This window comes from Gordonibacter sp. An230 (assembly GCF_002159915.1).
Lineage (GTDB): Bacteria > Actinomycetota > Coriobacteriia > Coriobacteriales > Eggerthellaceae > Rubneribacter.
The window spans coordinates 182,945-194,336 of record NZ_NFJP01000003.1 but is presented as its reverse complement, the minus strand read 5'-3'; the positions used below and the strand labels follow the sequence as shown (position 1 = coordinate 194,336).

Sequence of the window (11,392 nt, the reverse complement as noted above, 5' to 3'; positions counted from 1 at the left end):
TCGTGCTGAGCAGGCGGGGAGTGGACCGCGAGGGGGCCGGCGGGGAAGGGGGCGGAAGGTGAGGATCCTCGCCGTCTGCCAGCATTATTGGCCGGAGGACTTCCAGGTCACCGCGGTGTGCGAGGACTTAGCGGCGCGGGGCCACGATGTGACCGTCCTCGCCGGTCTGCCGAACTATCCGTCGGGGGTCGTCCCTCCGGAGTACCGCCGGGGCGGGCGCAGACGCGAGGAACGGGGCGGCGTGAGCATCGTACGAGCCTGGGAGGTGGGGAGGAGGCCGGGGGCGCTCGGCCTTGCGGCGAACTACTACAGCTTCGCGCTCTCGGCGAAACGGCTGGCGGGGAGGTTGGACGACGGTTTCGACGTCGTGTTCGCCTATCAGCTCTCCCCGGTCATGATGGCCGTACCCGCCGTCGCCTACAAGCGTTTGCACGGAGCCCCGCTCCTGCTGTACTGCTGCGATCTGTGGCCCGAGTCGATGAAGGTGATGATCGGCGAGAGGTTCCCGTGGCTCCTCGAACGCTATCGGCGCGTGAGCAAGGAGATATACGCTGCTGCCGATGTGATCGCCGTGCAGTCGAGCGCTTTCTGCGAGTACTTCGAGCGGGTCCATTCCATATCGGGAGAGGCTGTCCGCTATGTCCCCCAGTTCGCGAGCGACGAGTACCTCGGCGAGGACTTCTCTCGCGAGCCGTCCGACCGCGTCAACCTCGTGCTCATGGGCAACATGGGCCGTGCGCAGAACCTCCCCGTCGTCGTTTCGGCGTTCGCGCGGATGCGCAACCGCGACCGCGCGACGCTGCACCTCGTGGGGGATGGCGCGTGCCTCGGGCAGGCGAAGAGGCTCGCGGCCGAGCTGGGGGTCGGAGAGGACGTCGTCTTCCACGGCAGGCGACCCTATTCGGAGATGCCACGCTACTACCGGATGGCGGATGCGTGCGTGCTCTCGCTCTCGGGGGACTCGTGGGTCGGTGCGACGCTGCCCTCGAGGCTTCAGGGCTATATGGCGGCGGGCAAGCCCGTCCTCGCCGCGATAGGCGGGGGTGCTCGATGGGTGATAGAGGAGTCAGGGTGCGGGAGGGCCGTCGATCCCGGCGACGTCGAGGGCTACGCGTCGATCATGGACGAGTTCGTGGAGGGCCGGTCGGCCTTCGACGGGTGCGGCGAGAGGGGGCGCGCGTATTTCGCGGAGCACTTCACTCGCGCGCGCCACGTGGACGCGATCGAGGGGATGCTCGAGGAGCTGGCAGAAGGAGGAACGCGATGAGCGGAGGCGCCTTCGAAGGCAAGACGCTTTTGATAACGGGCGGCACGGGGAGCTTCGGCAACACCGTGCTGAAGCACTTCCTCGTTTCGGACGTGGGCGAGATTCGCATCTTCTCGCGTGACGAGAAGAAGCAGGACGACATGAGGCACCGTTTGCAGGAGCGCTGCCCTGAATTGGCGGGCAAGGTGCGTTTCCATATTGGAGATGTACGCGACGACCGTTCGGTTCGCGATGTCATGCGGGGCGTCGACTACGTGTTCCACGCCGCCGCGCTCAAGCAGGTTCCCAGCTGCGAGTTCTTTCCCATGGAGGCTGTGCGCACCAACGTCGTCGGCACCGACAACGTACTGCACGCAGCCATCGATGCGGGGGTGGGGCGCGTGGTGTGTCTGTCCACCGACAAGGCGGCCTACCCTATCAACGCCATGGGGAAGTCGAAGGCGCTCATGGAGTCCATCATCTACGCCAATGCCCGCAACGGGGCCGATGCGGGCACCGTCATCTGCTGCACGCGCTACGGCAACGTTATGTGCAGCCGCGGCAGCGTGATCCCGCTGTTTGTGAAGCAGATTCGCGAGGGACGTCCCGTCACGGTGACCGATCCGTCCATGACGCGGTTTCTCATGAACCTTGACGAAGCGGTCGATTTGGTCGAGTTCGCCTTCGAGCATGCGAATCCCGGTGACCTTTTCATACAGAAGGCGCCTGCATCCACCGTCGGCGATTTGGCCGAGGCGGTGCAGCGGCTGTTCGGCCACACGGGGACAAGCGTGATCGGCACGCGCCACGGCGAGAAGCTGTTCGAGACGCTCATGACCCGAGAGGAACGGCTGCGCGCCGAGGACATGGGCGACTACTTCCGCGTGAGGGCCGACTCGCGCGACCTCAACTACGACAAGTTCTTCGTTGAGGGCGAGGTTCAAACGCAGGCCGACGAGCCTTACACGAGCCACAACACGCGACGCTTGGACGTGGCGGGCACGGTGGAGAAAATCAAGACTGCCGAGTACGTACGGCTCGCCCTGGAGGGCCGCGAGCGCGAGGCGGCGCAGTGATGCGGTTCCTCGTCCTCGGTGCTTCGGGCATGGCGGGGCACACCATATCCCTTTACCTCAAGGAGCGGGGCCACGAGGTCGTAGGCTTCTCGCGTCGTCCCGTGACGTTCCTCGAACGCCAGGTCAACGGCGATGCCTGCAATCGCGATCTGGTGCGCGGGGTCGTTGAGAAGGAGCCGTTCGACGTCGTGGTGAACGCTATCGGGGTGCTCAACGCTTTCGCAGACGCCGATCCTGAGGGCGCTCGCTGGCTCAACGGCGAGCTGCCCCATTACCTTGCCGAGGTTGCGGAGGGGGTTGGCGCGCGCGTTTTCCACATGTCCACCGACTGCGTGTTCGCCGGAAACACCGGTCCGTACACCGAAGGGAGCGCACCGGACGGCGAGAGCGTCTACGACCGCACCAAGGCCGCGGGCGAGCTGCGCGACGGGAGGAACCTCACGTTCAGGAATTCCATCGTGGGACCGGACACGGATCCGAGCGGTATCGGGCTGCTCAACTGGTTCATGGCTCAGGAGGGACCGATCAAAGGTTGGACGCGCGCTCTGTGGACGGGGCTGACCACGTTGGAGCTCGCCCGCGCGATGGAAGCGGCGGCGCGCGAGGACGTTTGCGGCCTCGTGAACATGGTGCCGGAAGGGTGCATCTCCAAGTACGACTTGCTGCGCCTTTTCAACGAGCATTTGCGCGGAGGCTCGGTGGAGGTGCGTCCCGATGACTCCGTGGCCCTGGACAAGACCCTTGTGCGCACCAACTTCGAATGCACGTTCCGCCCCGCGCCCTATGCCGATCAGGTGGCCGAGATGGCCGCATGGATGCGGGCGCATCGCGATCTTTACCCCCACTACCGGATAGGCTAGGACGATGCGGAAGCTGAAACTCATGACCGTCGTGGGCACCCGCCCCGAGATCATCAAGCTGAGCGAGACGATGAAGCTCGCCGACGAGGCGTTCGACCACGTGGTCGCGCATACCGGGCAGAACTACGACTACGAGCTCAATCAGGTGTTCTTCGAAGGGCTGGGGTTGCGGGAACCCGATTTCCATCTCGGAGTGGCAGGAAACGACCTCGGCCAGACCATGGGCAACGTGCTCGCCGAGTCCTACCGCCTCATGGCGCGGGTCCGGCCTGATGCTCTGCTCGTGCTGGGCGACACGAACAGCTGCCTGTGCGTGGTGTCGGCGAAGCGTCTGAAGATCCCCGTGTTTCATCTCGAGGCGGGCAACCGCTGCTTCGACGAGAACCTTCCCGAGGAGGTGAACCGTCGCATCGTTGACACGGTGGCGGACGTGAACCTGTGCTACTCGGAACATGCGCGCCGCAACCTCATGGCGATGGGCTGCGATCCGGCGCGCACCTTCGTGGTTGGCTCGCCCATGCGTGAGGTTTTGGCCGCGCATGCAGACGACATCGAGGCCTCTGATGTGCTGGCGCGCGAGGGGTTGGAGCCGGGGCGCTACATCTTGCTGTCGGCCCACCGGGAGGAGAACATCGACATCGAGGCGAACTTCGCCGAGGTGGTGGGGGCCGTGAATGCGCTGGCCGAGGAGCGCGGCGTGCCCGTGCTCTACAGCATGCATCCGAGGAGCAGGAAGTTCGTCGAGGCGCGCCGCGCGGAGTTCCATCCGCTCGTGAGGGCGCACAGGCCCTTCGGGTTCGCTGACTACGTGCGCTTGCAAAAGGGCGCGCTGTGCGTGGTGTCGGACAGCGGGACCCTCGCCGAGGAGTCCGCCGTCCTAGGCTTCCCGGCGGTGTCGCTGCGCACCTCGACCGAGCGTCCTGAGGTTGTGGACAAAGGGGTGTTCACGCTGGGATGCATAACCGCCGAACGGCTGTGCCAGGCTGTGGACGTCGAGGTTGCGCTGTCCGGCAGGCGCTCGCCTGTGCCGGACTACGCCGACGCGGGCTTCGCTGCGAAGGTCGTGAAGATCGTCCAGGGCTACACGGGGTACGTGGACCGGCGCGTTTGGGGGAAGTGATGGCTGGGTTCGGCAATAATGAACTGGTTTCGATTGTATCGCCCTTGCATAATACTGACCCTCTGTTAGTCGGCATGATGCTGAATAGCGTGGTTTGCCAGACTTACGATAAATGGGAATTGATAATGATCGATGATGGGTCAGATGGCGATTTCTATGAAAAGTATAACTCTTTAATCGAAGAAGAGCCTCGTTTCAAGCTTCATAGGATGGTTCATGCTGGAGTTTCTGCTGCGCGCAATGTCGGTATGGGACTCGCTAAGGGTCAATATCTTACTTTTGTGGATTCCGATGACGAATTGCCTCGGTTTTCTCTGTCCTCCTTAGTTCAAGCTGCGTGCGACTTCGATGCTGATTGCGTTATATCCCCTCTTCGTGTTATAGGCAAAAGAGGATCGCGAATTACGGGTAGGCTTTCTGGCGATGACAAACAATTTGATGGACGTTTTGCAATGGAGTCTCTATTTCTAAAAAGGGTGTCTGAGTCTTCTTGCGGAAAGCTCTACAAAAGGAGCGTTGTTGAAGGTGTGCGTTTTGATGAGAACTTAAAAGTGTGCGAAGACGCCCTCTTTGTCTTTTCGGTTTTCGAGCAAGCTTCCCGATGCTGTTACATTGAAACGCCATGCTACCAATATAGAAATCGATCAGGCTCGAGTACAAAGTCTGGTTTTTCAGAAAAGTTTTTCGATGCGGTAGTTGCTGCTGAACGCATGTTGGAGTCGGAATCAATTATAAATGGCGATACGTCTTTGAAAAATCAAGCTCATGCGTATCGATATTCTAAATGTGTCGATTGCGTTCGCAGCATGATAAGGGATCGTAGTTATTGCGCTCTTAATCCATCGAAAGCTGAGGAAGTCATTCAATCTTTATTATCCCAAAAGGAGCAAGGGTATCCAAGAGATCGACTCGAAGCTTTGTTGGCAGCGAAGGCGCCTCTTCTTTACTCAATTCTTTTAAGGCAGTTCGATAGAATTTTTAGAAAATGAGAGACATGGACATCTCCATAAAAGGGCGTATTGAAAAGGTTTCATTAGTCCTATTTGTATTTTGTGCGGTGTTTTCGCCGCCGATCATCCCAGACGTCAATTTTGTATTGGTAGCGGCGTTTTTTGCTCTGATCTCCTTGCTCGCCTTTCATAAAGACGAGATTAGGGGATTGATGCGGAGAACGGGAGCAGGGCTTTATAGCACGGGTATTGGTTTTTATGTTGTCTATTGTCTTGCGATTACAACTGTTGCTATCGTGTTTGGTGGCGATAGGTTTTGGCTGAATTATATGACAGCATTGTACAGCGTTTTCCTTTTGTGTCCTGTTTCGGTTGTCTGTGCTCTTTATATTTCGGTAAAAGCAAAGAAACTATCATTGGACTTCTCTGGGGTTCTTTTGATTTTTATAGCTGCTGGGATGGTGGAGGCGTGTTTCACTCTCGCGGCTTTTCTAAACTCCGAAGTTAGGCAGATGCTCATCGACATTATGAGCAGAAATACGGATGATGCCATCTTCAGCAATGCGACAATGCTTAGTTGGAGGTTCTATGGATTCTCAAATTCTCTTTTGGACTTATTCGGTTTTACAACCGGAATAATTGCTTCTTTGCCTCTGTTCGTTTCGTCAATACGAGGCCAGAAAAGATGGATATTGCTTGTACCCCCGCTTTTGTTGGTTCCTTTTTTAAATTCCCGCTCTGGTCTTGTCATCTTCGTTGTCTGTTTTGCCGCTTATCTGCTGCTATTCATAAAAAAGGATGCTCGCTTGGTCGTCGTAACTCCTGCTCTAATGGCAATTTTGTTTATCGGAGTTGCGATTATTTTAAACGTGGTGAAAGAAGTGGCCCCTTCTACGGCTGATTGGGTGACGATGGATGTGGATTCATTTTTATCGAGTGGCTCAACTATAACTGGGCAGACGCTTTTTAGCGATGCCTTCTGGGAACTGCCTTCCGGAATTTTGTTTCTTACCGGGACAGGTCATACAAAGTATCTTGTAGAGGGATTTGCTCATTCGGATGTTGGCTATGTAAATCAATTGTGGAGATGCGGGGTTATAGGATCTCTTGCAATGTATATTACGCATTTTATTCTCTATCGAAGGTGCGTTGGTCGCAATGCTAGCGTTTCGGGATCGGGTAAAGTTCTGGTTCTTGCAATATTTGTGTCATTCCTTGTGATGCAGGTCAAGGGCGATTGCTTCGTTTATACGGGCGCAATGGTTCTCTTTCTGACTCTTTGCTTTTTCTCCGGGATGCGGCAAGGATTGAGCGCTCAAAGGCATATAGGGCTTGCTGATGGCGTTCGTCTCGAAAGAAAGCCGCTCGTTACTTCCATGGAGGGTAGATGAGCGATTTTGGCCGAATGCGGCATGAGGTTTGCGTTACCGTATGCGTAACGGCTTACAACCACGAGAAATATATTGAGCAATGCCTCGATGGAATTATCATGCAAGAGACGAATTTTGCTTTTGAGGTTATTGTGCACGACGACGCGTCAACTGATGGCACTTCGCAAATCATTGGTTGCTACAAGAGGCGATATCCGAACAAGATCGTTACTATTCTTCAAGCTGAGAACCAGTTTCAGCAAGGCAGGAGCATCCTGAAAGAATTCATTTTTCCTTTGGCTAAAGGAAGGTATATTGCATTTTGTGAGGGAGACGATTACTGGACGGATCCAAAGAAGCTTCAGAAACAAGTAGAGTACCTTGACTCTCATGCGGATTGCGTGGCCGTTTATCATGGTTGTGAGGTTGTGGATGAATTCAATCGCAATGCGCTTACCTCTCGTCCTATATATACTCCGCGGACTTCGGGAAGATATACGAACTTGGATTTTGCTCTCGGGAAAACATATCCAGGGCAAACAGCTTCTCTCGTTCTTCGTCGATCTGTCTACGACGGTTCTGAAGAGTTTCCAATCGAGGATTATTGGGGTTTGCAGGTCAACGGCGACGCGAAAACCCTTCTACTGTGTCTGACCAAAGGGGAGGTTTATGTGATCGGTGACGTGATGAGTGTTCACCGAGTTATTCAGACTTTTGGGAGTAGCTGGTCGGCCAGGATGTTCGGAAAAAACCTATCGGGAGTATTTTACAGGACCCATAGAGAGATGCGACGATTTGCGAAGAGCAGGAATCTTAGCTTTCCGAATTACAGGAAAGAATTACGTTGCGTAGTTTCTGCGATTGCTAAGAGAGTAGTTTTTAAACAAGGCCAAGATAGGGATGCGCTAAGCCTCGTGCTTTCTGTCTCTAAAGGATGGTTTGGTCTTCTGATTGAAGTATTGAAATGCTCATTGCTCTGTTTGCCTTTTGAGTTGGTTCGCAGAGTAAAAAGAATTCATTGATTGTCGCTTGGTCGTGAGGTCCCTCAAAGGTAAAACCATCTCCTCCCTCTTCTGGAAGCTGTTTGAGCATGGCGGGCGGGCTGTCGTTGAGCTTCTCGTTCAGATCGTTATGGCGCGGCTGCTTGCGCCTGAGGAGTTCGGGGCGCTCGCAATTATGCTCGTATTCGTTAACGTTGGCAACGTCGTAGTGCAGTCTGGGTTAAACACGGCCCTTGTGCAGACACCCAATATTGGCGACCGGGACTGCTCGACGGTGTTTTGGCTTAGCCTAAGTGCGTCGCTCGTTCTCTACTTTTCCGTGTTCTTCTGTGCTCCCCTTTTCGCTGATTTCTATGGGATGCCCCACATAGTCTGGCCATTGAGGGTGCTTGCTTTCGTTCTTATCATCAACTCGTTTAACGCTGTGCAGGTTGCAATTGTTCAGCGCGCGCTGGAATTCAGAAAAGCGTTCAATGCTACTGTCGCTTCGGTCGTTTTCTCGGGCGTTCTCGGCGTGGCATCGGCTTTGAATGGAGCTGGGCTGTGGGCGTTGGTAGCGCAGCAACTCGTCTACCAGCTTGCGAATTGCGTTGCGCTTGCACTGCAAGTGCGTTGGCGACCGCGTTTCGTCTTCGATGTAGATCGAGCGGGGATGCTGTTTTCCTTTGGATGGAAACTACTCGCTTCAGGGCTTCTCGACGCATTGTATAGGAGTTTGTCGGATCTGATCATCGGTAAGCAGTTTTCCGCAGAGGATCTCGGACTTGTGTCCCAAGGTAAAAAGTACCCAATGTCCGTGGGGTCCATTCTTGACGGAGCAATACAACCGGTTATGCTTTCGGCCGTGTCTCGCGTGCAGCATGATGCGGCATACGTTAAGCGGCTAGTCCGCCGCGCGCTCAAGACTTCGACATATCTCGTCGTCCCGTCGATGGCGGCCTTTGCGCTTGTGGCCGAGCCACTGGTGCGATTGCTTCTCGGGGAGCCGTGGCTTCCCTGTGTGCCGTTTCTTCAGATGTACTGCTTCGTATACGCCCTTCTTCCCATCCATACGGCAAACCTTCAGGCGCTCAACGGCATGGGGCGCAGTGACCTGTTCCTTAAGCTCGAGCTTGTCAAGAAAGCTTACGGAATGATCGCGATGCTATTTGCAGCTTTCGTCTTGCGTGATGTCTACTTCTTGGTAGGCAGCTACATGCTCACTGGCGTTGTGAGCACTTTTGTGAACGCCTGGCCAAACCGAAAGGTCGTAGGATACTCCTACGCTGAGCAGGTCAGTGATATCTGTCCGGCGTTTTTTCTGTCGGCGATCTCGGTGATTCTCGCCTCGCCTGTGGGTTTGCTTGCCCTGCCTGATGTTGCGACGGTGGTTTTGCAGGTGGCAGTGGTGGTGGCGACCTATGTGAGCCTTTCCCGATTGTTCAGGGTGGAAGCGTTTTCGTACCTGTTGGGTACTGTCAAGGAACTCGCCTCGTCTAGGAAAGTCGCTCGGTAAAAGCTTTCTTCGACTTCGGACGGCACTTTGAAATTACAAGAAAGGAAGTTCCAAGATGCCTCGCATAAATGTGACCCGATCCTCAATGCCTCCCATTGGGGAGTACTTTGCCGAGGTGGCACCGCTGTGGGAAAGCAGATGGATCACCAATGCGGGAGAGAGACACCGAGAGTTAGAGGCAGCGCTTGAGAAGCGCTTGGGCGTTGCTGACGTATGCTTGTTCGTTAACGGACACAGCGCTCTCGAATGCGCCATCGAAGCGCTAGAGCTTGGCTCGGACGGGCGCGACGAGGTGGTCACCACGCCATTCACGTTCGCCTCCACGACGCATGCGATCGTGCGCAAGGGTCTCAAGCCCGTGTTCGCCGATGTCCGCGAGTCCGACCTCACGATCGACCCCGATTTGCTTGAGCGGGCAATCACACCGCGCACCTGCGCCATCCTCCCTGTGCACGTCTACGGCAACCTGTGCGACGTGGGCGCAATCCGAGAGGTCGCCGACCGGCACGGGCTGAAGGTGATATACGATGCTGCGCACGCCTTCGGGGTGGAGAGGTGGGATCCGGCTGCGGGCAAGTGGGAGGGGGTGGCCACCTACGGGGATGCCAGCATGCTCTCCTTCCATGCCACCAAGGTATTCAACACTATTGAAGGTGGAGCGGTCTGCTTCGGAGACCCAGCCCTTCGCGGCGCCCTCGAGCGGTGGAGGAACTTCGGTATCGTTGATCCGGAGAGCGTAGAGTGCGTGGGCGGCAATGCCAAGATGGACGAGTTCCGCGCAGCCATGGGACTTTGCAACCTGCGCCACTTCGACGAGGAGGTGGCGAAGCGTAAGGACGTCGCCGAGCGCTACTGGTCGAACCTGGAGGGCATCGCCGGTGCGGCGGCCCTTCGGCCCGGGGAGGGGGTCCGCCCCAACTACGCCTACATGCCGGTCCTGTTCGATGCTGAGGCGTTTGGCTCCACGCGTGATGAAGTGTTCGCGGTTCTCGCAGCCGAGGGCTTTGTCGCACGTAAGTACTTCTATCCGCTTGTGAGCGACTACGCTTGCTACCGCGACTCCTACTCGAGCGAGAGCACTCCCATCGCCAAGTGCGCGGCGGAGCGGGTGCTGTGCCTGCCCATGTACGCCGATCTGGCGCTTGGGGACGTGGACGAGGTTTGCCGGGTGATCAGGGGGTGCGCTCGATGAGGGTTGGTTCGGTTGTCCGTCGAGTTTTGCAGGTTGCGAATGGCGATTCAAGTGGGTTTTATGCCAAAGCTCTTATGGAAGATTGGCTTAGCGGGAAATACTCGGTAAAGGAGTTGGTTTGGGCTCTGCGTCATGGGTTCGCACCGTCAACTGTTCGGTTTCTCGGTATTAGCGCTTCGAACGTTTCCGACTATCTGTCAGATCGAGATTATTTTGCTGCTCATCCCTATAACCGCTGGTCAGTCATCAGGGTCAATGATAAATACAGTATTCGGTACGCGCTTTCGAAATACGACCAATACCTTCCTGATTACTATGCCCTTTTTCACTCTGGTCGCGTATGCAAACTTCCCGATTGGCCCGAAGATCGCATCCTTTTCCAGGGGGGGGTGAGGTGTTCTCGATTGTGGAGAAACTCGGTAAGGTCGTGGTTAAACGTTTGGGTGGTAGCGGGGGCGAAGGTTTTTCGCGCGTCGAACTTGGAGAGGGGGCTGGATCTTTGGTCGTGAATGGCGTCGAAATGGCTGTCGACGATTATTATTCGACGCTTGTCTCTTCGGGTTCCGAATTTGTTATGACTGAAGAAGTAAAGCAATGCCGTAAGTATCAACAGGCTTGGCCCGACGTCTGCCATTGCATCAGGATTCAAACGGTATCTACTCCTAGCGGAGCGCGCATTCTGTTCAACTTCGTCCGGTTTGGCGGTGCTGGGCAGGATTGGTGCACAGGTCATACGCTTGGTGGGTCGGTCTTCGGGGAAGTGGATTCGCAAGGATCGATAGAAGCTGTGTACAGATTCGAAGACGGTACAGTTCGGCGATACTCTGAGCACCCCGATACGGGCGTCAGAATAACGGGTAGGGTTCCGAACTGGGATTTGATTTGCGAAAAATGCCTCGAAATGCACGAATACCTAAGTGATTTGGATTATTTGGGATGGGATGTTGCTGCGACGGACGAGGGCTTCGTGATCCTTGAAGTGAACAGTCTCTCTGCCATTTCCCCTGTTCAGTTTTTTCATCCCATCAGGAGGGATGGAGAATTGAATAAATTTTTCTCGTGATCGTCGCTCTACATAGGTT

General features: G+C 55.9%; 10 protein-coding genes. All 10 read left to right on the top strand.

Translation table 11 applies throughout. The features are described 5' to 3' along the window. The first annotated feature begins 58 nt into the window (after positions 1-58). The 10 genes from B5F40_RS02965 (at position 59) to B5F40_RS02925 (ending at position 11,373) form a co-directional block, all read left to right on the top strand. Positions 59-1,267 carry a glycosyltransferase family 4 protein gene (locus B5F40_RS02965; protein ID WP_087192882.1) on the top strand — a complete coding sequence of 403 codons (1,209 nt, stop codon included), beginning with the start codon at positions 59-61 and terminating at the stop codon, positions 1,265-1,267. Beyond that, positions 1,264-2,322, top strand: coding sequence for a polysaccharide biosynthesis protein (locus tag B5F40_RS02960; protein WP_087192881.1), 1,059 nt, complete (start codon positions 1,264-1,266; stop codon positions 2,320-2,322). The genes B5F40_RS02965 and B5F40_RS02960 overlap by 4 nt, the downstream gene beginning before the upstream one ends. Then, complete coding sequence (locus B5F40_RS02955; RefSeq protein WP_087192880.1) at positions 2,322-3,182, top strand: SDR family oxidoreductase; 861 nt, start codon at positions 2,322-2,324, stop codon at positions 3,180-3,182. Before B5F40_RS02960 ends, B5F40_RS02955 begins: the two co-directional genes overlap by 1 nt. A 4-nt stretch (positions 3,183-3,186) precedes the next feature. Continuing rightward, positions 3,187-4,302, top strand: coding sequence for a UDP-N-acetyl glucosamine 2-epimerase (locus B5F40_RS02950; protein ID WP_087192879.1), 1,116 nt, complete (start codon positions 3,187-3,189; stop codon positions 4,300-4,302). Next, positions 4,302-5,291: a glycosyltransferase family 2 protein gene (locus B5F40_RS02945; RefSeq protein WP_087192878.1), complete on the top strand. Its 990-nt coding sequence runs from the start codon at positions 4,302-4,304 to the stop codon at positions 5,289-5,291. The genes B5F40_RS02950 and B5F40_RS02945 overlap by 1 nt, the downstream gene beginning before the upstream one ends. A gap of 5 nt (positions 5,292-5,296) precedes the next feature. After that, entirely contained in the window at positions 5,297-6,643 is a 1,347-nt protein-coding gene (locus B5F40_RS15810; protein WP_140396394.1) for a hypothetical protein, read from the top strand. Next, positions 6,640-7,644 carry a glycosyltransferase gene (locus B5F40_RS02940; protein WP_087192877.1) on the top strand — a complete coding sequence of 335 codons (1,005 nt, stop codon included), beginning with the start codon at positions 6,640-6,642 and terminating at the stop codon, positions 7,642-7,644. Before B5F40_RS15810 ends, B5F40_RS02940 begins: the two co-directional genes overlap by 4 nt. Positions 7,645-7,657: 13 nt before the next feature. After that, positions 7,658-9,118: a lipopolysaccharide biosynthesis protein gene (locus tag B5F40_RS02935; RefSeq protein ID WP_239442881.1), complete on the top strand. Its 1,461-nt coding sequence runs from the start codon at positions 7,658-7,660 to the stop codon at positions 9,116-9,118. 55 nt (positions 9,119-9,173) lie between these two features. Beyond that, a complete protein-coding gene (locus tag B5F40_RS02930; protein WP_087192875.1) occupies positions 9,174-10,310 on the top strand; it encodes a DegT/DnrJ/EryC1/StrS family aminotransferase in 1,137 nt (378 codons plus the stop codon). 406 nt (positions 10,311-10,716) lie between these two features. Further along, a complete protein-coding gene (locus tag B5F40_RS02925; protein WP_162610867.1) occupies positions 10,717-11,373 on the top strand; it encodes a sugar-transfer associated ATP-grasp domain-containing protein in 657 nt (218 codons plus the stop codon). Positions 11,374-11,392 lie beyond the last annotated feature (19 nt).

What these genes read in the sequence shown, in the direction of transcription:
- B5F40_RS02950 (WP_087192879.1), top strand. Translation starts at nt 3,187, where the DNA reads ATGCGGAAGCTGAAACTCATGACCGTCGTGGGCACCCGCCCCGAGATC.
- B5F40_RS02940 (WP_087192877.1), top strand. Translation starts at nt 6,640, where the DNA reads ATGAGCGATTTTGGCCGAATGCGGCATGAGGTTTGCGTTACCGTATGC.
- B5F40_RS02945 (WP_087192878.1), top strand. Translation starts at nt 4,302, where the DNA reads ATGGCTGGGTTCGGCAATAATGAACTGGTTTCGATTGTATCGCCCTTG.
- B5F40_RS02930 (WP_087192875.1), top strand. Translation starts at nt 9,174, where the DNA reads ATGCCTCGCATAAATGTGACCCGATCCTCAATGCCTCCCATTGGGGAG.
- B5F40_RS02955 (WP_087192880.1), top strand. Translation starts at nt 2,322, where the DNA reads ATGCGGTTCCTCGTCCTCGGTGCTTCGGGCATGGCGGGGCACACCATA.
- B5F40_RS15810 (WP_140396394.1), top strand. Translation starts at nt 5,297, where the DNA reads ATGGACATCTCCATAAAAGGGCGTATTGAAAAGGTTTCATTAGTCCTA.
- B5F40_RS02960 (WP_087192881.1), top strand. Translation starts at nt 1,264, where the DNA reads ATGAGCGGAGGCGCCTTCGAAGGCAAGACGCTTTTGATAACGGGCGGC.